Genomic DNA, 22,881 nt, shown 5'->3' with positions numbered 1-22,881 from the left:
ACGCAACCTGAAACGCTTACAGGCGTCGGCAGTTTTTCGTTTGTTTCTCTCTTCGTACCGTTCGGTTTTGCGATCGAAACCGATCGGTCTCCACTCATCCTAACTCTGCCCTACCTCGACTGCTATGCTCGATCCCAATCTGGAGCAAATCCAGCTTACCAAAGACGAATACGAACGGTATTCGCGTCACTTGATTCTTCCCGAGGTCAGTCTCGAAGGACAAAAGCGACTCAAAGCGGCAAAAGTGCTGTGTGTGGGAACTGGAGGTCTCGGTTCTCCACTCTTGCTGTATCTAGCCGCCGCCGGAGTCGGAACCCTCGGAATTGTCGATTTCGACGTAGTCGATCGCTCGAACTTACAGCGTCAAGTCATTCACGGGACGTCTTGGGTGGGGAAACCCAAAATTGAATCGGCCAAACACCGCATTCAAGAAATCAATCCCACCTGCGAAGTACATCTGTACGAAACGCGGCTCTCTTCAGAAAACGCGATCGAGATTATCGAACCTTACGATATCGTCGTGGACGGAACCGACAACTTCCCCACGCGATATCTCGTCAACGACGCCTGCGTTCTGCTGGACAAACCCAACGTCTACGGCTCGATTTTCCGCTTTGAAGGTCAGGCGACGGTCTTCAACTACGAAGGCGGTCCGAATTACCGCGATTTGTATCCCGAACCGCCACCGCCGGGAATGGTTCCCTCCTGTGCTGAAGGTGGGGTTTTAGGCATTCTTCCCGGCATCATCGGCGTCATTCAAGCCACCGAAACCGTCAAAATTATCTTGGGACGCGGCCGAACGCTAAGCGGGCGTCTATTACTATATAATTCATTAGACATGACTTTTCGGGAATTGAAGCTGCGGCCCAATCCCGAACGTCCCACGATCGAGAAATTGATCGATTACGAACAGTTCTGTGGTATCCCCCAAGCTAAAGCGGAGGAAGAAAAGCGGAAAATGAGTATGCCAGAAATGACGGTTTCCGAACTCAAAGCGTTAATGGACAGCGGTGCAGACGATTTTATGTTGTTAGACGTCCGCAACCCCAACGAGTACGAAATCGCCAAGATTGACGGCTCGGTATTCGTTCCGCTCTCAGAAATCGAACGCGGCGAAGGTATCGATAAGGTCAAAGACAAGCTGAACGGACGGCGTCTGATCGCTCACTGCAAGCTCGGCGGTCGTTCTGCAAAAGCCTTATCGATTTTGAAAGAAGCGGGGATCGAAGGAACGAACTTGAAAGGTGGTATCGACGCTTGGAGCAAAGAAATCGATCCGTCTGTCCCAACTTACTAGACCGTAAGGTGGTTTGTTGCTTGCGTACCGACCTTTGACGCGAGCGTTTGAGTTTCAAAACCGGCTTCTACCAAAGAGGCCGGTTTCTTCGTAGGTGTTTAGCCTGAACCGCGAGAATCCTACGTTTCTAATCTCCGATTGAAGCGTAGATGAATCGCGGCGGTAAGGTGGCGGGCAAGCCGTTCGATCTGTTATGCTGCCCTTAGTGCAAAGCTAGCTGCCTCTAATGAAAGTCGTCAAGCTGAGAATTTATCCCACGAAAGAGCAGGAAGTCGCCCTGGAAAAAGCCTTTGGCTGCTGCCGTTTCGTGTGGAATCGTTCTCTGCAACTGACAACCGAAGCGTACCGCCAAACGGGGAAAGGCATCTCTGGGATGGAACTCAAGAAAATGCTTCCGCAATGGAAGCGAGAGCTTGAGTGGCTTGGAGAAACCTATTCTCAATGTCTACAAAGTTCGGTACTCAACCTCTCGAGAGCCTTCGTTAACTTCTTTGAAGGACGCGCTCGATATCCAAGATTTAAAAGTAAGCACAAACGGCAATCCCTTCAATACCCACAAAACGTCAAACTCGAAGGCGATAAGTTGCACCTTCCCAAGATTGGAGAAGTGTACTGTCGCGTTCATCGTTGGTTTGAAGGGCAAATCAAAACCGTAACCGTCAGTCGCCATCCTGACGGTCGTTATCATGTTTCAATCCTTATCGACGACGGTTCGGAAAAACCCGAACCCAATGCCGACGGCAAAGCCATTGGCATCGATATGGGATTGAAGCATTTTGCGGTGACTTCTGATGGTGAAAAATACAACAATCCCCGTCACCTCAAAAAGCACGAGCGCAACCTAAAACGTAAACAGCGCAAGCTTTCGAGGAAACAGAAGGGGTCGAATTCCCGTCAAAAAGCCAGACGGTTGGTGGCGCGAGTTCACAATAAAATTGCTAACTCCAGAGCGGATTTTCTCCACAAGCTATCCCGCAAGATAGTTAACGAAAACCAAGTGATTGTGGTAGAGAATCTCGCGGTGAAGAACATGATCGAGAACCACAGCCTTGCCAAAGCGATTAGCGATGTGGGCTGGGGAATGTTTTCGACCCGGCTCAAATACAAGGCAGAGGGGGAAGGGAAGGTTTATCTAGAAGTGGATCGATTCTTCCCCAGTACTCACCTTTGCTCTGAAACGCTGTTGCCGCTCCCCAAGATGGGACTCGACGTGCGATCATTTGAATGCCCCCATTGTGGGCGAGTCCACGACCGGGACATCAATGCGGCAATCAACATCAAGAATGAAGGCTTGCGGATATGGGCCTCGGGAACCGGGGCTTCTGCCAGTGGAGGGAATGTAAGGCCAAAGGGAGGTCGGATTCGTTCGATGCTTCCCGAGGCAATTCCCAGTGAATCTGGAAGCCACTCATCAATCGCCTCGCGATGATGAGTGGTAGTTCACGGAGATTTGGGGGTGAAGGTTGGGGAACTCTCCTCAGATTTCAAGCGATCGCGCACGATCTCTAAAATTTGTCCGAGGCGATTTTTTCCCGTTCCGTCTTTTCCACATCCCCAGTAGGCATCGATAGGAGAATTTTCAACGATCGCCTCGTCGCCAGTCTCGAGTAAAATGTTTCGGATGTCTGCGTGTGTTTTAAATTTTTGAAACACCGCACGTTCCATTATATTCTCTTTAACCTCTTCCCAATCTTTCCGTAACGGATGTTGGCGGCTTCGTCCCAAGCGAGCCGCTTCTTTTGGGGTTTTACTGTCTCGAATGCGATCGCTCCACTGAGGATCGCTCGTCACAAATTTCTGAGCTTGGAAGTAATGTTCGCTGGTTTTCCACCAGTAACCGTCAAGCTCGAATCCGTGGGATGAAAAATTAGAAAAGCAGCCGTAAGGTTGTTTGCGCGTGCTGTAAAAATATATCGTCATACTTCTCTGGCAACTCTTTTGAACAAAAATCCTCAACTTGGGAAAGTTTCCGTCAAAATATTCGAGCCGTTAAAATAGGGTTCGAGCGTGAATTTTATCCATCGCCCTTAACAATAGCAAATTGTAACAAAACTGACAGCGATCGCCACCACTTCTCTGAAATATTTTGCATCACAAATCACACCGATTTTAATTACTCAAATCTCTGACGAAAATCACTTTAGAAGGGGTTGCGAGATTATAGGTTTAATTGAGGGAGATCGTAGAGATAAGTTGGGTGGAGCTAAGCCGAAACCCAAAAGCAGCTCGATCGAGGACTCAAGCTTGCCTCCGAGCGATTTACATTTTTGAAATGAGTGCTAGACGTTTTTTTTGTGTTTTTCTAAAGCCATGCTAACACGATCTTATTGAAAAAATATGGTTCACGATAGGGTGCATCTCAAAAATGTAAATTCATCAAATCGGAGTCTCGGCTCTGAATCGATCTGTTTTTGGGTTTCGCGATCGCTCCACATAACCTACTTCTAACACGATCTTATCAAAGACATATGTTTTACAATAAATTTATAAATCAGAGGAGTAACTTCAATTCAATCCTAAAATGTTTAAGACGTACGACAATATTCTTGAAAACGTATATCCCAATCCTCGATATAGATCGTTCAATTGAATATTTGTATGAGGCACTCTCACAAAGAATAACGTATAAAATAACCCGATCGAATATACACTATATATTTTTTGAACAAACTGCGCTCTAAATAAAAATATAAATGCCCTGGAGTACGGCAAGTAAAGTGGAGACAGCCATCTTAATATCCATCGATTTTGAGAATAACTAAATGTTTCAAGCTGAATTAAGGCAGGACTTACGCAGCAGATAATATACGATATAAAAATAACAAAAAACCATCGACCCCAATCGAGCGCAACTATATAAAGCACGATCGAGCATAAAAAAGGAATAAACGCATATTTAAAGCTAAAACTTGCTAAAATATGCATTGCAGAATCCGAACGAGAAAATCTATCGTCTTCTGGATTTTTAGATTGAATATTTTCGATCGCTTCGATCGATATTTGTGATGAAGCACGCATTAAAATAATTATGTTAGCGCCAAAAACAGTCGTCCAAAGAATAAAGGCAAGTCCTCGATCTCTCATGACATTTTTAGACAAATTTTCCAAAAGCAGTTTTTTAAATGAAATATCAAAAAATCTCAAAATCTCTGGAAGTTTTTCAGTGCAGTTTGCTGCCAAATTTGGATGAATATGACTATAGCTTTGCCAAGACTGGCAAATTGCTAAAGCTGTTGCATAATTTCCTTTAAAAAATAAGCACAAAAAAGCAATGGAAACTGTCGGAAAATAAATCAAAAAAGTCCGCTTCAGGACTTCTTTTTTAGAAAAATAAGCACCAATCCAAGTTGCAGTTATAATTGTATTTAAAGGAATTGAAAGAAATAGAATTGCTTCATGGGATAAAGCTGTTGGAATTGAAAGTAAATTATAAGCAAAAAAGAGATGGTGACAATATCGATCGATCGACGCTTTTAAGTTTGAATTCAACTGAATGCAAGTGGATGTTTTTTGCAAAAAATACAAATTAATTAGCAATCCAAACAAAAATAAAAAATCTTTTCTACCAATTACATTCACATCGTTAAGAGGAAACAAAACCAGGGAGGGCAAAAACAAGACTGCCATCAAAGATTCGCAGTTCATTATTTTTTTGCATTTTTTTATCTTTAAAATATACCATCCAGAAAATACTAAATAAGTCAAATGTGCGAATTTTTGAGCGATCCTGTAAACATCTAAGCCGTAGTGTTCTTGAAGATACAGAAAAATCTCTCCAGTCAATCCTCGTCTGACAAAGCCACCCTTATAGTTAACCATCCATTCCATAAAAACATAGCCTGAAAAATATTTATGTATTCCAAAAGCTCGAACAATCAAAATTGCAAATAAAAACAAGAAACAATAAAATATAATTTTTTTTGCAAATTGACGCGGATTTTGGCAAAAGAAAAAGTTAGACTGAAATCTCCACATTTTTAAAAATCTCTCAATCGAACTGAGCAACAAACGAGCGATCGTAGGATTTATGTTTCGAGAAAATTTCAAATTTATTTTTTAAAAAATTGTTCGATCGTAGCAGTCCTAAATGAGTTGTCAAAAATCAAAATACCAAAAAAATCGATTCCCCGTTTCCCGTTCTCTATTCCCCATTGCCCGTTCCCTATTCCCTTTTTGTTTCAATTTTTTTACACAACTGATTTAGGTTTTTTCTATAGGGAACCTCGATTAATTAAAACTTACTAAAAAAAGGCTCTTCTATCAAGAATAGAGAACAAAATCCCAAAGGTTTCAGCCGTTGAATTTTGAGCTAGAATCAATTTTTCGAGGTTCCCTATATTTTGTCTCTTGGTGAGCGATCGCCCTGTATAAAAGAGACGATTTTAGTGGAGAGCGTACGAGGAACAGAGCGATCGGTAAACCGACAAGCGGGTTTAACAAGTTTGTGTTTTTGGGTTCTTATTTAGATGGTATGACATCAAAATCCGAGAAGTTGTGGAGAAAAACTTCACCCCATTAAACGAGTATTATCAAAAAAATACTAAAACAGCAGCGATCGCGATCGCACAAACAGCATAGATCGAATCACCAACCCCAGAGATCTCAATTACCCCAGCCTTTGACGCGAATCACCCTAAAAGAGTTCCGAGATTACAGGTTGAGTTGAACGAGATCGCAGAAACTCAAACTCAAAAGTGTAAAGATTTAACTGTAGAGTTCCCGTACCTCTAAATGTCATCCTCGTTTTTACCCTCGCGCCCCGCACTATCAGATTTCTTTTTTGAAGTTTGGCAATCTGGAACCCTTACCCAAACCCATCGCTATCAATTAAAAGAATTTTTGCTTTATGAAGACCTCAACGAAGCGGACTATGCCGGGTCTTCGCAAAACAAGGTGATAAGAAAAACTTATTAAGTAAAGCAAGACAGAAAGCGCATTCGCATATTTTCAAAATTTATAAAGCCATAAGCTTGACGCTTTATCAGTTTAAGACGATTATTAATACCCTCCATAACACCATTGGTTGTTCGGCTCAAGAAATAATTACATATTGTGTTAAGATGATTGCGAATTGTCTTGACAGCATCACCATAAATACTCTGTGCTTTACACAGCCATTCTTTAAATTTATTTTTCCGCTCTCTGGGTCTTGAGTTGTTTCATAAATTTCTCTAAAATCCTCTTTAAGCTGATAAGCTTTTCGTAAACGTTTTTGACTGTTTTAAAAACGGCCTCTAATTTTTCCAATTCCTCTTCTTTTAAGTCTTTTTGGTTTTCAGCAATAACCATTTTGCTCCTTTGATTTTGATTTTAAACTTCACCTGCTTTCGGATTTTATTTAGATTGTCATTCACCGCTTTCATAACGTGAAATCTATCGACGACAATTTGGGCATTGGGAAACACTTTTTCGATAAGCTTTGGAAATCCTCCCCACATATCTACACTGACTTCTTCGACTGCCTCTCTGACCTCTAACGGTTGCTGTAGAAGAACTTCAGCGATTTCTTCTTGTTGGTGAGAGTCGATGACTTCTATCAATTCTCCTTTCTCTAAATCGCTCACTACCGTCACAAATTTTTTGTGACCTTTATGTTTTGCTATCTCGTCCAAACCCAACCTTTTTACTTGTCCCCAATTTACTTTTTTTTGCGTTCGTATACCTGTTGATGAATTCCATTTACCTGATGCCAAGACAAGTCTTCTTCTCTTTTAACTTGCTCGACGCTACTAGCGATTACTCGCTCGTAAATATATTCTTCGTACCGCCTAGTAAACCTTCGACCAGTTTCAATAAAGTCTAGTTCTTCTGTAAAGTATTGTTGGCATTTTTTACAGTAAAACTGACGCCGTGGTATTTGCAAATATACGAGTTGACCCGAAATGGGCAAGTCTCGAACTCTAACGGTTCGTGTTTGGTTAAGTTCGCCCGTCTTTTTGCCACAATGAGGACAGGCAACTTCCTCTTCTCTAAAGCCTAGCTGCAAAAATATTGCTTCGCGTTCCCTGACCACGCTTCTCACTCTTACTTTGGGTAAGTTGATTAAGTCTTCTACAAAAAAGTTCATCTTTAGATCCGCCTGCATTTGTTTTCTATTATACTATTATCACCTCAAACTCCGAAGACCCCTATGCCCTCCTCGATCGCCTGCTACACGCAATCAAGAGGGGGTGGGTGTCTTGGACGGGCGATCGAAACGGATCTTAAGTTGTACGATCGAGAGAAACAGAACTGTACTCGTCGCGTCTGACTCACGACGAACGAGACTCGAGAACGCCAAGGGAGGAAGGCTGGCGATGTTTAATGCCACTCAGTTACTCATCGACCATTTCGTACCCAAACTCCAAGAGAACTACCACCGAACCTATGGCGGTATGAAAGCGGACTACGCCGAAATTATCGGCTGGGCGGGTGCGATGGCGCTCGAAAACATTGCCAACAGCGACGCTCTCTATCACAACGTCGAACATACCATCTTCGTAACCCTGGTCGGACAGGAGATCCTACGGGGGCGACACATTCGCGACGGGGGAATTTCCTGCGAAGACTGGCTTCACGTGACGATCGCCTTACTGTGTCACGATATCGGCTACGTGAAAGGTGTCTGTCGAAAAGACGATGCAGTGCGGCGACTCTACTCGACGGGCATCGACGATACGATGGTATACCTGCCTCCCGGTACCACGGACGCTGCCTTGACCCCCTACCACGTCGATCGCGGCAAACTCTTTATCGACGAACGTTTCGGCGGCCACCGCCTCATCGACGCTCACATAATTCGCAGCAGCATCGAACTGACGCGGTTTCCCGTTCCCGCTGGCAAAGATCACAAAGACACCATTAATTTACCGGGGTTAATTCGCGCGGCGGATTTGATCGGACAACTAAGCGATCCCCGTTACCTACAAAAAATCAGCGCCCTCTTCTACGAATTCGAGGAAACGGGAACCAACAAAGCCCTCGGCTACAAAACACCGGGAGACTTGCGAAACGGATATCCTAAGTTCTACTGGAACGGGGTGTATCCCTTTATCAAAAATGCCCTGAAATACCTCGAAGTGACCCAAGAAGGCAAGCAAATCGTCGCGAACCTTTTCAGTAACGTTTTTCGCGTCGAACACGCTACGATTTGATTTTCGTCCCCTAAAGACCCCACCGATCGCCGAATTTCAACCCCAAATCCTCAGAATCGCGATCGCCGATCTTGTCACCGCCCTCGCCCTCCTGTCACACTAGACATGGTAGAGAAAGTAGGCGAGGCAGTTGCGGACTGACGATCGCGGTGGCGACCCTCAAAGATCGCCCTGACAGAACGTCCGTTCGAGGAAAGTCCGGGCTCCCCAAAGATCGAACCTGCTGGGTAACGCCCAGTGCGTGCGAGCGTGAGGACAGTGCCACAGAAACATACCGCCTTTTACAGCAGGCAGTCATCACTGTTCACTGTTCACTGATGACTGCTCACTGTAAAAGGTAAGGGTGCAAAGGTGCGGTAAGAGCGCACCAGCAGCATCGAGAGGTGCTGGCTCGGTAAACCCCAGGTGGGTGCAAGGTCGAAGAGACGACGGTTGGTCTTTTACCGGTCTCGCTTTTGGAGAACCGCTCGAGGCGTCTGGTAACAGGCGTCCCAGATAGATAACTGCCCTCGATGCCCTTGGTGGCGTCGAGAACAGAACCCGGCTTATGACTGCTTTCTCTACCTCTAATTCTCGACCTTTGAAGCGATCGCCCGTTGGGATCGGTTTGAATTTTCGAGTGTTCGGCTTCCGTCCCGTCACCTTTCCAAGTCTGTTCGCCAATTTCAATGTCCTCAATTTATCCCCGTCGCTTACAAGCGTTACGTCAGCTAGTTCTTAAGTTCGGCATCGACGATCGCCCCACGTTAAACTGGGACTGTTTGGATATCGCTCTGACCCATCCCACCGCATCCGCCGAACGGAACTACGAACAGTTAGAATTTATCGGCGACGCGGCGATTCGCTTGGCGGCGGCGGAATTCCTCTGGGAAACCTATCCCGAGGTGAAAGTGGGAGATTACGCAGCCGTGCGATCGGTGTTGGTCAGCGATCGCGTTCTGGCCGATATTGCCGAAACCTACGGACTCGATCGCTATTTGGTGATGGCAGGAAGTGCCGCCGCCGACAAATCGGGTTACCGATCGCGCTTGGCCGATGCCTTAGAAGCCGTCTCAGCCGCGTTGTATCTGAGTACGCACACGACAGAACTGATTCGCCCCTGGCTCGACTCCCACTTTAAACCCTTGGCCGAAAAGGTGTTGCGCGATCCGGCACGACACAACTACAAAGCCGCGCTGCAAGAATGGACTCAGGGACATCACCGGTTGCTTCCGGAGTACCGGGTCGAAGAGGTGCAACGAGAACATAACAGCGACGATCGGTTTTGCGCTCGAGTGTGGTTGAAAGACCAATGCTTGGGACGGGGAACTGGGCGATCGATCAAAGCGGCCGAACAAGCCGCCGCACGAGAAGCGTTTTTCGCGCTGTCTCGGGGGAACGTGGAAGTCAGCGGCACGGCTGAGACCTCTTAAAGCTCAATATTCCTCTACTTATCGAGAGTTTTCATGGTTGGTATCGTGGTTATCGGCGCGGGACGCTGGGGCAATCATCTGATTCGCAACGTCCTCGAACATCCCGACGCGGAATTGGTGGCGGTGGTCGATCGCGACCCAGAACGCCTCGCAGCCGTGGCGGACAAATATCAGTTAGACGGACGCGTGATTTTGACGACGGGATGGGCCAGTGTCAAGCCTCTCCCACAAGTCCAGGCGGCGATCGTGGCGACTCCCGCTACCGATCACTACGAGACGATTTCGCAAATTCTCGATCGCGGCTGTCACGTCCTGGCCGAAAAACCCCTCACCCTCGACCCCCAAGAGGCGATCGCTCTCTGTCACCTGGCCGAATCGAAAAATCTGATCCTCTCCGTCGATCATACCTATCTCTTCAATCCCGCCGTCGAACGGGGAGCAGAAGTCGTCAACAGCGGCGCGTTGGGACAACTGCGCTACGGATACGCCGCGCGAACCCATTTAGGACCGGTGCGTCGAGACGTGGATGTTTTATGGGACTTGGTGATTCACGACATCGCCATTTTCAACCGTTGGTTGGGAGAGTCGCCGACCCAAGTAAGCGCCACCGGCGAGGTTTGGTTGCAACCGACCGCAGAAGCTGCCCCTAGAGATTTGTTTCCCGAAGGATTGGCCGATGTCGCTTGGGCGACGTTGACCTATCCCAGCGGGTTTCGCGCCCAAATTCACCTCTGCTGGTGCAACCCCGACAAACAGCGACGGTTGGCGGTGACCGGAAGCCAAGGAACTTTGGTATTTGACGAACTCAGCCCATCACCGCTGACCCTGTATCGCGGATATCTCGATCGCACGGAAGCCGGGGATTGGAACCCGTCGGCCGTCGAACCCGAAGCGATCGCAACTCCCGCAGCCGAACCGTTGCGTCGCGTGTTTGAAGGCTTTCTCAAAAGCGTGCGATCGCAACAACCCTGCGATCGCTCCTCCGGTTGGGTCGGTGTCGAACTGGTGAAAGTGTTGCGAGGACTGACTGAATCGAGCAGTCAGGGAGGTGTTCCCGTGTCGATCGAGTAGGGCGATCGACTCAGACTTTGCGGGATTTACGGAGAACTCGGTGTAAAATTCAAAACAATTCCCCCCGCAGACGCGTTCAGCCCTAAAAAAACCATGAAATTTCGTCTTTCTCTGACCGCGATCGCCCTCTCAGCGGTTCTGTCCCCCCACAGTGCGATCGCGCAATCGGTTCCCGAGAGTGCCGCCGTTTGCACCGACGGCTATCGCCTCAACTTGCGCCAAACCCCTAACGGTCAGATCCTCACCGTTCTCAACGATGGAGATGTCGTCGAACGAGTCGCCCCTCCGGCCGGCCCGTGGCAACCCGTGGCCGCCAACGGCTATCGCGGCTACGTCTGGGGCGATTATCTCTGCGATCGCTCCGCCCCGACCCCGCGTCCTCCCGTCGTCGGGTTTCAACCGGCCATGTGTGCCAACGTCGATAACGCCCGTAACATCCGACATACCGGCGGCTTAAACGTCTATCGCAACTCCAACCCCAACAGCGAAATTATCGGCCGTCTCAACAACGGTTCGGCCGTCTTACTCAGCGGAAACGCGATCGTGGATGCCTCTGGAACCATCTGGCAACCCATCGACGCCCCGTTTGGCGGCTTTATTCGTGCCGGAGAAAACGAGCGGGTGACGAATCTTATCGAGTGTACGCGCTACTATCCTTAAAGTAGACGCAACCCTCAAAATTAACGGTGTCAGAACAGCATCGACAGCACTTTCGAGCGCAATTTCCAGCACTCGCTAACAAAACCTATTTCAACTACGGCGGCGAAGGGCCGCTTTCGCAAACTGCCCGCGACGCCATTTTGCAGAGTTACGATCGCCTGCAACAGATGGGGCCGTTTTCTATGAAAGCCAACGTCTGGGTTCAGGAATGCGCCCAGACCTTGCGAGGGGCGATCGCGACCGAGTTAGGGGTCGCCCCGGAAACGGTGGCCGTCACCGAAGATGTCACCGCCGGGTGCAACGTCGCCCTCTGGGGCATCGACTGGAAGCCGGGAGACGCCCTGTTAATGACGGACTGCGAACATCCCGGCGTTATCGCAACGGTGCGAGAACTCCAACACCGCTTTAACATCGAGGTGTCGGTCTGTCCGATTCTGGACACCCTCAACGAAGGCGACCCGGTCGAAGTCATTTCCCGGTATTTGACGCCGAAAACCCGGTTAGTCGTCTTGAGTCACATTTTATGGAACACCGGCCAGGTGTTACCCCTAGCAGACATCGTGACGGCTTGTCGCGGCGTTTCCACCGAAAGCGGACAGCCGATTCGCGTGTTAGCCGACGCCGCCCAGTCGGTGGGGGTGCTTCCGTTGAAGTTGGCAGAGTCGGGGGTCGATTTTTACGCCTTTACGGGGCATAAGTGGCTGTGCGGTCCAGAGGGTGTCGGCGGCTTGTACGTGAGTCCCGAGGCGATGGAATCGTTGCGGCCGACGTTTATCGGCTGGCGAGGCGTCGAGGTGGACGGGACGGGACAACCCACGGGATGGAAGCCAGACGCGCGACGCTATGAAATCGCAACTTCGGCGTATCCGTTGTACGCGGGATTGACGGCGGCGATCGAGCTGCACCGTCAATGGGGAACTGCGGAAGAGCGGTATCGCCAAATTTGTCGGTCTAGTGCGCGATTGTGGGAAAAACTCAGGGAAATTTCCGGCGTCACCTGTTTGCGGACGAGTCCGCCAGAATCGGGGTTAGTCTCGTTTACCCTGGACTCTGGTACTCATAAAAATTTGGTGGTGTTTTTGGAAGGTCGCAGCATCATGACGCGCACGATTCTCGATCCGAGTTGCGTTCGCGCCTGCGTTCACTATTTGACGTCGGAGGAGGAGAGCGATCGCCTCGTCGAAAGCGTGCGGGAATTTACCGCGCAATCCGGCAATTCGTAATTTCGGGCATCTCAAACAGCGGTTTCTCCAAACCCTGCTAGAACCTCTCTGTGTCCTCTGTGTCTCTGTGGTGAAGCCTTTCTGAAACCCAACTTATCAAAAAAGGATAAAGTCCGATCGGGTTGGCTCTCAAAACAAATTAGCATCCAACGATTTTCGGGGACTTTTTTTAACAAAAAACACCTCGGCTGGAAACTCAACCGAGGTGTTTTGAATTCATCAGAATTCTTAACCCAAAATCGTTTTTGCCTTAACCGAACGTCCTACAGAATTGCAGCGTACTGTTCTTTTTCAGGAACGTCCGTGTATTCAGCGACGATTTGACGGAATTCTTCGCCGTCGATGGTTTCTTTTTCCACCAACAAATCGACGAGGCGATCGATAACGGCTCGGTTGTCGCGCATAATCCGACACGCATCGTCATAACACTGTTCGACAATGGTGCGAACCTGAGCGTCGATGCGAGCGGCGATATCTTCAGAGTATTCCGATCGCGTCATCAGATCGCGACCCAGGAACACTTCACCCGATTGGCTTTCGAGAGACATCGGACCGAGATCGGACATTCCGAAGCGCGTCACCATCTGACGAGCCATGTTCGTAACTTGTTGCAGGTCGTTCCCCGCACCCGTGGTCACTTCCGCATCGCCGAAAATGACTTCTTCGGCAGCGCGTCCGCCCAAAGCCCCCGTAATGCGAGCGCGAATCTGAGAGCGAGAAATCAGGGTTTGGTCTTCCGAAGGAACGAACCAGGTCAGACCTCGAGCTTGACCGCGCGGCACCAGCGTCACTTTCTGAACCGGGTCGTGGTCTTTCAGCAGAGTCCCAACGATGGCGTGACCGACTTCGTGATAGCCGATCAGACGTTTGCTTTTGCTATCGACGAGGGGCGTTCCTTCCATCCCGGCCACGACGCGATCGACCGCATCGTCGATTTCCGCCATCGTGATGGCGTCTTTGCGGCGGCGAGCGGTGAGAATGGCGGCTTCGTTGAGCAGGTTCGCTAAGTCAGCTCCCGTAAATCCAGGGGTGCGACGGGCGATCGCATCGAGGGAGACTTCCGAGGCGAGTTTCTTGTTGCGAGCGTGAACTTCTAAGATCGACAGGCGACCTTTGATGTCGGGAGCGTCGACTGAAACTTGGCGATCGAAGCGTCCCGGTCGTAACAGCGCCGAATCGAGAACGTCGGGGCGGTTAGTCGCGGCGATGATGATGATTCCGGTGTTGCCCTCGAACCCATCCATTTCCGTCAGGAGTTGGTTGAGGGTTTGTTCTCGTTCGTCATTTCCGCCCCCGATTCCGGCACCGCGCTGGCGACCAACGGCGTCGATTTCGTCGATGAAGATGATGCAGGGAGCGTTTTCTTTGGCTTTTTTGAACAGGTCGCGCACGCGAGACGCGCCCACGCCGACGAACATTTCCACGAATTCCGAACCGGAGATGCTGAAGAAGGGAACGCCTGCTTCCCCGGCGATCGCTTTGGCTAACAAGGTTTTACCGGTTCCCGGCTGTCCGATCAGCAACACGCCTTTCGGAATGCGCGCGCCGACCGCGGTAAACCGCTCGGGTTTCTTCAGGAACGTGACGACTTCTTGGAGTTCTTCTTTAGCTTCGTCGACACCCGCTACGTCGTCGAACAGAACGCCCGTTTTCGCTTCCATTTGGAACCGCGCCCGAGACTTCCCAAAGTTCATCGCCTGACCGGGGCCGCCGGGGGCGTTACTCGAGCGACGGAACAGGAAGAACAGCCCCGCAATCAACAGAACGGGGAATACCAGGTTGCCCAACAATCCCCAAATCGCACCGTCGTTTCGGGGCGGGTGGTTGTCGAGGCTGACGTTGGCTTCCCGCAGTCGGGCGATCAGTTGGGGATCGTTAGCGGGTAAATCTACTCGCAGCCGTTGGACGCGGTTGTCGAGATCGCGATCGACGGCTTCGACGATGGCCGTCCGTCCGCCTTCGTAGAGATCGACACCGGTTACGCGACCGGCTTCGAGATAGTCGAGGAAGCGACCGTAACTCATGCGAGTTGCAGCAGCGTTATTTCCAGCTGTGACGGCGGAGGAAGAAAACGCACCTTGCCACAGGAAAAATCCAATGACGAGGATCGGCAACGCCCAGAGTAAAGCGACTCTCCAAGAAAATTTCATATTGCAGCTATCTCCGGTTTCGGCAATGAACGATTATTTTTAAGCAGCTTTGCTAACTCATAATCTTAATCAAATGTAACATATCTTTCTGGTAGGCGTCGAAGTCAGCCTGCGACCCTGTCCTGCGAGTGTTTCGGGCAAGGGGGCGACGAACCCACAAACGTTAACGCGATCGCCTCTCCCCAAAAAAGTAAGAGGTCAGACACCGTAGGGGCTGACCTCTGTGAGATAGAACTAGAAAAACTCTAGACTTCGACAGGAACCTTAGAATCAGAAGCCGTAAGGCGCTCGTAAGCTTCGCGCATCTTCAGACCGACTAGGAGTTGGAATAAACCCGTTCCATCGTTAGCACCGGGATATTCTTTGTGCTGTAGCAACAGGTGAGCCAGTTCGCCGTAGTACTTAGTGGACGTTTTGCTCAGATGTCCTTCGACGTAAATCATTTCTTCGAGGTTGTCGAAGCGACCGTCGACTTCGAGGACTGAAACGTCGTGACCGTAATAGTTATCCGGCCCGTAGAACAGTTTCAAACCGGGATAAGAGCAGGTCAGTTTGCGGCCGCAAGGCGTCCAGTGAATCGTAGAGCCTTCGTCGAACAAGTAAACCGGCTCGAATCCTTCGATGTCGTTGCGCTGAATCAACTGTACACGTAGGATCTTGCGTTCTTTGTCGTCTTTAATCAGGTTCGTCGGCAGAATTTGGATGACGACGTCTGCGTGTTGTTTTTGAGGGTCGATGTATTTCTCGAAGTCGGGGCGGCGGGATTCGATCGAGGCCAAAACGTCTTCGTAGGTGTGACCCCGTTCTGCCATATCGCGCTGGATCTTCCAGGCAATTTTCACTTCGTCGCTGATGTCGAGGTAGACGCTGAAGTCGAGCAGGTTCCGAACGCGTTCGTCGTAAATCGGGTGCAGACCTTCAATGACGATGATGTTGTTCGGATCGACTCGCTCTGGGGGATCGAGTTCTCCAGTTTCGTGGTTGTAAATCGGTTTATCGACCGATTTGCCTTCTTTTAAGGCTTTGACTTGCTCGTACATCAAGTCGAAGTTGTTGGCTCTCGGATCGAGAGCGGTCACGCCGGCCGCTTTGCGTCCTTTGCGGTCTAAGCTGTGGTAGTCATCCAAGCAGATGACGGTCATCATTTCTTCACCGAACAAATCGGCAAGTCGGCGTAAAAAGGTGGATTTCCCACAACCGGAGTCCCCGGCAACACCAATAAGAACCACGCGATCTGGCTTCGTGCTCATAAGTTTCCTCTATCGACACGTATGATTGTGTAACATCTCCCCACGCCAAGTCTAAAACGATGGCGTTGAGTTTCTCCTAGAATCGCTCCTAGGATGTCCTGCTTCGGGAGGATGGCAGGCCGCTTTCTCCCTCACAGGTTCCGACGATGTATCTCACCGCCGTTAACCGGATCTCAATTTTTTAGTTCGTTTCCCACAGGTCGCACTGTACGCCAGGCTCAGCCTGTACGTTCGTGTCGATCGGGGAAGGGCGACTCCAGCCTTGGCGATCGAGGCGTTTCCCCATTGCCATGACTACCTTACCAGAGAGGACTACCGCTGCGAACGTCGGTAAGGAGATTACCTGACTTGTTTTGGCGAGTTTCCCACGTTCGAGTACCGACCTCAGACGTGGGGAGGCTTGCTAAGCCAGCTCGCAGCTCGTCCTTCGGAAAGCTGGATGCTACTGCGGATGAGATCTTTCCCCGAACCGATCGCCGTGACAGAGGTAGTTGAACTCGAAAAAGCTAGGGCTAAAGCGGTGGCGCTCGCCACAGACATTTCTCGAAACTAGCCTCAACCCAACGCGATCGCCAAACAGGTAGAAGGTCTGCTGCTTGTTTGGGAAGACTAAGGGTGTGTTTTTAAGTATTTAGTACCAGTTGTGCGATAGATTTTACCAAAAGGGGATCGCCCCTACAAGTCTTAGACCGCGAGTCGTACTTCTAGCGATCCCCAGTTCGGGCGATCGAGCAACAAATCTTTGAAGGAGTTGACTCGAGGTTGTGGTAGGGTCGTTGTTTGAGAGGGATCGAAAACGGTTCGCCCTCAACGCTCGCACAAATGGCATCAGTGGGTTGCCGATAGGCGCCTTTTCCCTTGCAGATTTATCCCTATGTCTGACCTTCCTTTCACCCTAGATCAGTTACGTATCCTCAAAGCTATTGCATCTGAGGGGAGTTTCAAACGGGCCGCCGATAGCCTGTATGTCTCTCAACCGGCTGTCAGCCTACAAGTTCAAAATCTCGAACGGCAGTTAAACGTACCGCTGTTCGATCGGGGAGGAAGACGGGCGCAACTGACCGAAGCCGGACATCTGTTGCTCAGTTACGGGGAGAAAATTCTGACGCTATGTCAGGAAACCTGTCGCGCGATCGAAGATCTGCAAAATCTCCAAGGCGGAACGTTAATTGTCGGGGCGTCTCAAACGACGGGAACTTATTTGTTGCCCCGGACGATCGGTGCGTTCCGACAACGCTATCCCGATGTGGCGGTTCAGCTTCACGTGCATTCGACGCGACGCACCTCTTGGAGTGTCGCCAACGGGCAGGTCGATCTGGCCATCGTCGGGGGAGAAGTGCCGACGGACTTACAGGATTCGTTGGAAATCGTGCCGTACGCTGAAGACGAACTGGCGTTGATTTTACCGGCGTTTCACGCGTTGGCTCAGCAGGAGTCGATCGAGAAAGAAGATCTCTACAAGTTGGATTTTATCGCCCTCGATTCTCAATCGACGATTCGCAAGGTCATCGACCAGGTTTTGTCGCGTTGTGGTATCGATACGCGCCGCTTGAAGCTAGAGATGGAACTCAACTCCATCGAGGCGATTAAAAGTGCTGTGCAGTCTGGTTTGGGAGCGGCGTTCGTTTCGGTTTCGGCCATTGAAAAAGAGTTACAAATGGGCGTGTTACACCGCACGACTATCGAGGATGTAGTGGTCAAACGTACTCTCAACGTGATTTACAATCCCAACCGCTATCGCTCGAAAGCGGCCGAAGCCTTTATTACGGAAATTTTACCCCTATTTTCGAGTCAAGAACTCGATCGCAAGCTCGTCGAACCTGCGGTGGCTGAAGAAAGTCTCGAACCGCCCAAAGTGGTCGAGTCGGTCGAAGAAAGTTCGTCTTGAGTTACGACGGTTTGGGAAATCAGAGAACCTCGAACTCGGTGCGATCTGTCGATGCTCCCTCGCTGTCGGTCAAAGAGCCTCCCATCGCCGCCGATATCGCGTTCTGACTCACTGTTGCGTACACCTGTTTCAAGTAATCCCGAACCTGCTCGCTCGTGGCAGCTTGCTTGGCTAAGGAGGTTCCGCCGTTTCCGTTTGAAGAGGGAATCAATCCCAGAATATCTAACACTGTTTCGTTTTGCATCGGCGGACTCACGACCACTAACGAGGAATCTAGCGGCGTTTCGTATTTCCAAAACGTCTCGATTTTAATGGGTTTCTCTTCCGCTTTCTGAGATACTTCTACGGGTGCAGAATCGGCGTTATCTCCAGCGCGACGTTCCCGCAAGGCTTCGATAATTTGTTCCTTGGTACGTCCCCGCAATTGAAACAGTAAAAACGGATCTTCAGCAAAGCGATCGCCGAGTAAATGATAGACGGCAATAATATGTTTGCAAGGATTGGCTTTGTCGGGACAAGAACAGCGCGATCGAATTTCTTGTAAACTGAACGGGAACAGCCGCAACCCGTTCGCGGCAAAGACATCTTCGATATTCGTCGGCATTTCTCCGGCTAACAGTTTGGCGGAAAAAATTACCTGTTCTGACAAAGTATTGATAACAAATTCCCAATCTTCGTTGGAAAAGTTATCCAGCCACAGCGAAATATGATAGGGTTCGTCTTCGGTTCCCTGTACGTCGGAGAGAACTTTTTGGTCTTTGAAGTCGATGCTGAGGACGTTACCTTTTCGGGCGTAGTTTCGTCCTCGTTCTAAACGTTTTTTGAAGCGATATTTATCGAGCAAATCGAGCCATTGTTGTACCCACCATTCACGTTCGGAGTTCACTTCAGAAAGATTGTAAATCATTGAATTTAATAGAAAAAACAACATTTGCTGTAGGGGCGAAAACCGCTCGTTCCTACAATTTTCGGTATTGAACGACTCAACAGAAATCGCGAAAACGCCACAACAACAAAGTTTTTAAACCTCATCTTCTTCCACGATCGCACTGCGATCGAGTAACAGTAAATTCCGCAAGCGATCGGTGTCGAGTTCCGTCAGCCAGGATTCTCCAGACCCCACAACTTGTTCCGCTAAAGCTTGTTTACTTTCAATGATGTCGTGGATTTTCTCTTCCAACGTTCCCGTACTAACGAACTTGTGAACTTGAACGTTTTGAGTTTGTCCGATGCGGAAAACTCGGTCGGTGGCTTGATTCTCAACCGCCGGATTCCACCAGCGATCGAAATGGAAAACATGGTTCGCCCGTGTTAAATTCAATCCCGTTCCTCCCGCTTTTAACGAAAGAATAAAAACCGGCGGACCTTGGGGATCGTGTTGGAATCGATCGACCATTGCTTCCCGTTGCACTTTCCGCGTCGCCCCGTACAAATACAGCACTTCGCGCCCCAAGCGTTTTTCCAAATGGGCTTTTAACACTTTTCCCCATTCGGCGAATTGCGTGAAAATCAACGCACGATCGCCCTCCGCGATCGATTCCTCGAGAAGTTCCTCCAACCGCTGCACCTTTCCCGAACCCCCCGTCATGCGATCGAGAATTGTGGCTTTGTTCTTGCGGTTCTTCAACCCCAACAACTCGGGGTGGTTGCAAACTTGCTTCAGTTGCGTCAGCAATCCCAACACCAAGCCGCGACGTTGCAACCCTTCGGAAGACTCGATTTTCGCCATCGACTCCTCCACCAATTCTTGATACCGTCGCGCCTGTTGCGCCGTCAGCGAACAGAACACCGTGGTTTCCTGCTTTTCCGGTAAATCCTGAATGATGTCCTTGTCGGTTTTCAAACGGCGCAAAATAAACGGTTGAACCAGCGATCGCAACGTTTGCAGCGAGTCCGTATCCCCATACCGTTCGATGGGAATCGCAAACCGCCGCTTGAAAAACGTCGGCGTTCCCAAATACCCCGGATTCAGGAAATCCAAAATCGACCACAACTCCGACAAACGGTTTTCTACCGGCGTCCCCGTCAGCGCAACCCGAAACTGAGTTTCCAACTGACGCACCGCCTTCGACTGCTTCGCGTCGGGGTTTTTCACGTTTTGCGCCTCGTCGAGAACCACCACCCGCCAGTCGATTTTCTGTAAATCCTTCAAATCCCGATGCACCAAAGCGTAACTGGTGATGACGAGATGTTTCTGTTTCACCGTTTTCAGGAAACTTTGACCCTTGGGGCGTTTGTCGCCGTGGTGGACGAACACCGACAGGGAGGGGCCGAATTTCTTCACCTCCCGTTCCCAGTTCCCCAACACCGAGGTCGGACATATTAATAATGTAGGCGCGTCGAGATCGTCGCGTTCCTGCAAATGCTGCAAAAAGGCGATGGTTTGAATGGTTTTACCCAACCCCATATCGTCAGCCAAACAAGCCCCCAAGCCCCAGCGTTCCAAGAACGCCAGCCAACCCACGCCTCGGGCTTGATAGGGGCGCAATTCCCCTTTGAACTTCTGCGGGGCGTCGAGGGGTTCCAGGCGACGTTTCCCGGTGATGGTATCCATCAAGGCTTGGAGATGGCCGCTGGCTTCAAAGCGGACGACGGGGAGTTTCCCGAGGGTTTGGGTGTCGCCTCCCGTTCCGATGCGAAGGGCGTCTTCGAGAGACAGGGATAAATCGTCTTGGCGTTCGTCGAAAAACTCGTTAGCAGCTTTCACGTCCGCCATGCGGAGTTCCACCCATTCGCCATCGATTTCGACGAGGGGACTTCCCAACGTGAGGAGGCGATCGAATTCCGCTTTAGACAGGGTTTTCCCACCGAGACTCAGTTGCCATTGGAAATCCAGCAACCCTTTCAATCCCAATTTTGCCCGTTTCTTGGGCGGTTCGGCGCGAACCACTAACCCCAATCGTCCCGATAAACCTTCGACGTTTTCCAAATTCGGCGGTAACACCACCCCTAAACCGTTTTCTTGCAATCGCCAGCGGGTACTTTTGAGGAATTCGTAAGCCTGAATCGGATCGAGATCGCATCCTTTAGGGCGAGGGGTTTGTAAGGCGGCTTCGAGGGTGGGATAGAGACGCGAGGCGAGTCCCAACCCGCTTAACAGGGTTTCTTGGGGGCGATCGATTTCCCGTCCGCGTACGGCGAGGCGATCGACGGCATGATTCCATATCGTATCGGCCGAGACGAGAAATTCCGGGTCGTCCGCCGCTTGCAGGTAAAAATCAAACCGCCAATCTTTACCGTTTTCCACCGGGGGGTGCAGTTGAAACGCCGTCCGAAACTGGTTTTCCCCGGACAACGCCGAACTCACCGGGGCTATCCAGGTATTCAAGGCTGTCGCTAGAGGTTCGGCTTGTTTGAGTCCCAAATTCACGCGGGGCGAAGGGCGACTCAAAGATTCCAGCCAGTCTTTCACGGGAGAATTGAGAGGCGGTAGCGGTACGTTGCCTGTATGTTGCCGAACTTGGGTGTCGGTGAAGGTTTCGAGGAAACGGCGCAGTAGGGTTTGGGGACTCGGCGAAACTCCCGTTTCCGCGTCGGGATAGGCGCGACAGCTTCCCGGCATTTGTTTGGCGAAACGGTGGAAGCGATCGGTATCGGTGGCACTGTCGAGGAGGGGTTGCCAGAGGCTTTCGAGGGAACCGTCGGGGCGAACCGCCAAGCCGGGGAGGAATTTACCTCGGGCTAGTAAATCCAGCGTCCACCGCGCCACGTGAGACCAAAATTGTAAATCTGCCCCGACAAAAGACTCGGACTCCGTGAGTTGTCCCAAGGGTAAGCTGTGGAGGAGTTCGACAGCTTGGGCGGGGTCGAGGTGAAATCCTTCGACGCGCCAGGGATGTAAGGTGAGTTCGCCGTCGGGGGTGGCGGCGGAATGTTGAGGAACGCGATCGCCCTCTTTACGGGTTTGGCTGGGAAGCAACAGGATTTGAGACGCGGGCTGAAACGTCTCTGTTACCGCCAGTTGGTGAGTTTTACTCAGGCGATCGAGCAAGTCTTGCAGTTCCCGGCCGTTGAGGGCGAAGGGGTTGTCTGCGATGTCCTCGTCCGAGGACACGGAAGTCTCTAACCGACGCCAAGTTTCGCCCCAGAGAAAGAAACAAGATTCGCGATCGCGCCAACTGCCGTGTAAGATTGCCATGCTCGATATTCAGGGTGAAACGAAACTTAGCTCTCGAGTTCGGCGAGTCCGAGACGATACCATCTGCGGCACGATTCCGAGCGGTGTCTGCGGTGGTCTCGCGTCACATCTCTCGCTTGAAGGGGGGCGATCGATGTCGAGAGTTTTGAAAAATTGGATGTTGAAAAAGCCGTTGTTAAAAAGACTCAGTGCGATCGCGCTTTCGCTCGAAATCCTTGAAACGTATCAAAAGCATCGAGAGCGATCGAACCGTCGGCCGCATACTGTTCCCATCATACAACATTCGATCGAAAAAATCTGACACACAGCATCTCAAAGCAAGCTCAACAGGCGTTGCTTGCCTGACATCGCCAAAAATCGCGTGTAAGATGTTAGCGACAACGACAGATATCCTGAAAACTGTTCGAGACTGCGATTTGTAAGAGTACAACTCAATTTCTCCTCAAACTTTCTGTCTCTAGATGAGGAGATGGGGAGACGAAGAGATGGGGAGACGAGGGGCGGTGTGCTTCTTTCAGGGAAGAATCAAGCGTGTAGCGTGAAGAGTTAATCGGAATTCCCACGCTACACCCTTCCCTTTGCACTCTACACCGATCGACATGCACCCTACGCACTGTCAACTATCAACTGTCTTCACTGCTTCGCGGCTCGCTGCTCAC

Annotated in this window: 20 protein-coding genes and 1 other RNA gene; 10 read left to right on the top strand and 11 right to left on the bottom strand. The window is 50.3% G+C overall.

All coding sequences use genetic code 11. The annotated features are described in order from the left end of the window. The first annotated feature begins 124 nt into the window (after positions 1-124). Positions 125-1,297 carry a molybdopterin-synthase adenylyltransferase MoeB gene (gene moeB / locus GEI7105_RS0121620; RefSeq protein ID WP_017662501.1) on the top strand — a complete coding sequence of 391 codons (1,173 nt, stop codon included), beginning with the start codon at positions 125-127 and terminating at the stop codon, positions 1,295-1,297. A 226-nt stretch (positions 1,298-1,523) separates the two neighbouring features. Further along, on the top strand, positions 1,524-2,726 hold the full coding sequence (locus GEI7105_RS0121615; protein ID WP_017662500.1) for an RNA-guided endonuclease InsQ/TnpB family protein: 1,203 nt from the start codon (positions 1,524-1,526) through the stop codon (positions 2,724-2,726). A gap of 11 nt (positions 2,727-2,737) precedes the next feature. On the opposite strand, the gene ybiA is transcribed toward GEI7105_RS0121615, so the two are convergent. The 6 genes from ybiA to GEI7105_RS39285 form a co-directional block, all read right to left on the bottom strand. Continuing rightward, on the bottom strand, positions 2,738-3,217 hold the full coding sequence (gene ybiA, locus GEI7105_RS0121610; protein ID WP_017662499.1) for a riboflavin biosynthesis intermediates N-glycosidase: 480 nt from the start codon (positions 3,215-3,217) through the stop codon (positions 2,738-2,740). Positions 3,218-3,802: 585 nt separating this feature from the next. Next, positions 3,803-5,302, bottom strand: a complete 1,500-nt coding sequence (locus GEI7105_RS31795; protein ID WP_218959085.1) for a hypothetical protein — start codon at positions 5,300-5,302, stop codon at positions 3,803-3,805. Between the two features lie 905 nt (positions 5,303-6,207). Then, the gene (locus GEI7105_RS39300) at positions 6,208-6,393 is read right to left on the bottom strand and encodes a transposase (RefSeq protein WP_245555486.1); all 186 of its coding nucleotides are present in this window, start codon (positions 6,391-6,393) and stop codon (positions 6,208-6,210) included. Positions 6,394-6,424: 31 nt separating this feature from the next. Continuing rightward, positions 6,425-6,586, bottom strand: coding sequence for a hypothetical protein (locus tag GEI7105_RS39295; protein WP_017662496.1), 162 nt, complete (start codon positions 6,584-6,586; stop codon positions 6,425-6,427). Beyond that, on the bottom strand, positions 6,556-6,990 hold the full coding sequence (locus GEI7105_RS39290) for a transposase (RefSeq protein WP_245555474.1): 435 nt from the start codon (positions 6,988-6,990) through the stop codon (positions 6,556-6,558). Before GEI7105_RS39290 ends, GEI7105_RS39295 begins: the two co-directional genes overlap by 31 nt. Beyond that, positions 6,936-7,364: a transposase family protein gene (locus GEI7105_RS39285; RefSeq protein ID WP_245555347.1), complete on the bottom strand. Its 429-nt coding sequence runs from the start codon at positions 7,362-7,364 to the stop codon at positions 6,936-6,938. The genes GEI7105_RS39290 and GEI7105_RS39285 overlap by 55 nt, the downstream gene beginning before the upstream one ends. Positions 7,365-7,593: 229 nt before the next feature. Here GEI7105_RS39285 and GEI7105_RS0121585 point away from each other — a divergent pair, with 229 nt between their 5' ends. The 6 genes from GEI7105_RS0121585 (at position 7,594) to GEI7105_RS0121565 (ending at position 12,796) form a co-directional block, all read left to right on the top strand. Further along, positions 7,594-8,430, top strand: a complete 837-nt coding sequence (locus tag GEI7105_RS0121585) for an Npun_R2479 family HD domain-containing metalloprotein (RefSeq protein WP_017662495.1) — start codon at positions 7,594-7,596, stop codon at positions 8,428-8,430. 114 nt (positions 8,431-8,544) lie between these two features. Further along, an RNA gene (gene rnpB, locus GEI7105_RS33905) (RNase P RNA component class A) lies at positions 8,545-8,992 on the top strand. Positions 8,993-9,098: 106 nt separating this feature from the next. After that, positions 9,099-9,842, top strand: a complete 744-nt coding sequence (rnc, locus tag GEI7105_RS0121580) for a ribonuclease III (RefSeq protein ID WP_017662494.1) — start codon at positions 9,099-9,101, stop codon at positions 9,840-9,842. 33 nt (positions 9,843-9,875) lie between these two features. Then, positions 9,876-10,913: a Gfo/Idh/MocA family protein gene (locus tag GEI7105_RS0121575; protein ID WP_017662493.1), complete on the top strand. Its 1,038-nt coding sequence runs from the start codon at positions 9,876-9,878 to the stop codon at positions 10,911-10,913. A 93-nt stretch (positions 10,914-11,006) separates the two neighbouring features. Further along, complete coding sequence (locus GEI7105_RS0121570) at positions 11,007-11,573, top strand: SH3 domain-containing protein (RefSeq protein WP_017662492.1); 567 nt, start codon at positions 11,007-11,009, stop codon at positions 11,571-11,573. A 26-nt stretch (positions 11,574-11,599) separates the two neighbouring features. Beyond that, entirely contained in the window at positions 11,600-12,796 is a 1,197-nt protein-coding gene (locus GEI7105_RS0121565; protein WP_017662491.1) for an aminotransferase class V-fold PLP-dependent enzyme, read from the top strand. 263 nt (positions 12,797-13,059) lie between these two features. Here the strand turns inward: GEI7105_RS0121565 and ftsH2 are convergent, their stop codons facing one another. The 3 genes from ftsH2 to GEI7105_RS38710 all read right to left on the bottom strand — a co-directional run bounded on the left by ftsH2 (position 13,060) and on the right by GEI7105_RS38710 (position 16,736). Next, positions 13,060-14,946: an ATP-dependent zinc metalloprotease FtsH2 gene (gene ftsH2 / locus GEI7105_RS0121560; protein ID WP_017662490.1), complete on the bottom strand. Its 1,887-nt coding sequence runs from the start codon at positions 14,944-14,946 to the stop codon at positions 13,060-13,062. A 245-nt stretch (positions 14,947-15,191) separates the two neighbouring features. Beyond that, complete coding sequence (locus GEI7105_RS0121555) at positions 15,192-16,196, bottom strand: phosphoribulokinase (protein WP_017662489.1); 1,005 nt, start codon at positions 16,194-16,196, stop codon at positions 15,192-15,194. Between the two features lie 384 nt (positions 16,197-16,580). Then, entirely contained in the window at positions 16,581-16,736 is a 156-nt protein-coding gene (locus GEI7105_RS38710) for a hypothetical protein (RefSeq protein WP_017662487.1), read from the bottom strand. A gap of 334 nt (positions 16,737-17,070) precedes the next feature. Here GEI7105_RS38710 and GEI7105_RS0121540 point away from each other — a divergent pair, with 334 nt between their 5' ends. Further along, complete coding sequence (locus tag GEI7105_RS0121540) at positions 17,071-18,084, top strand: LysR family transcriptional regulator (RefSeq protein WP_017662486.1); 1,014 nt, start codon at positions 17,071-17,073, stop codon at positions 18,082-18,084. Between the two features lie 19 nt (positions 18,085-18,103). Here GEI7105_RS0121540 and GEI7105_RS0121535 read toward each other — a convergent pair whose 3' ends face one another. Next, positions 18,104-18,991, bottom strand: coding sequence for an SWIM zinc finger family protein (locus GEI7105_RS0121535; RefSeq protein ID WP_051044228.1), 888 nt, complete (start codon positions 18,989-18,991; stop codon positions 18,104-18,106). Between the two features lie 114 nt (positions 18,992-19,105). Beyond that, entirely contained in the window at positions 19,106-22,222 is a 3,117-nt protein-coding gene (locus GEI7105_RS0121530; protein ID WP_017662484.1) for a sll1366 family intein-prone helicase, read from the bottom strand. Here GEI7105_RS0121530 and GEI7105_RS0121525 point away from each other — a divergent pair. Then, positions 22,221-22,523 carry a hypothetical protein gene (locus GEI7105_RS0121525; protein WP_017662483.1) on the top strand — a complete coding sequence of 101 codons (303 nt, stop codon included), beginning with the start codon at positions 22,221-22,223 and terminating at the stop codon, positions 22,521-22,523. The two genes, GEI7105_RS0121530 and GEI7105_RS0121525, sit on opposite strands and share 2 nt — an antisense overlap. Positions 22,524-22,881: the final 358 nt, after the last annotated feature.

It is taken from the genome of Baaleninema simplex PCC 7105 (assembly GCF_000332355.1).
In the GTDB taxonomy this organism is placed as follows: domain Bacteria; phylum Cyanobacteriota; class Cyanobacteriia; order Cyanobacteriales; family Geitlerinemataceae; genus Baaleninema; species Baaleninema simplex.
This window is presented reverse-complemented; position numbering and strand designations above follow the sequence as displayed.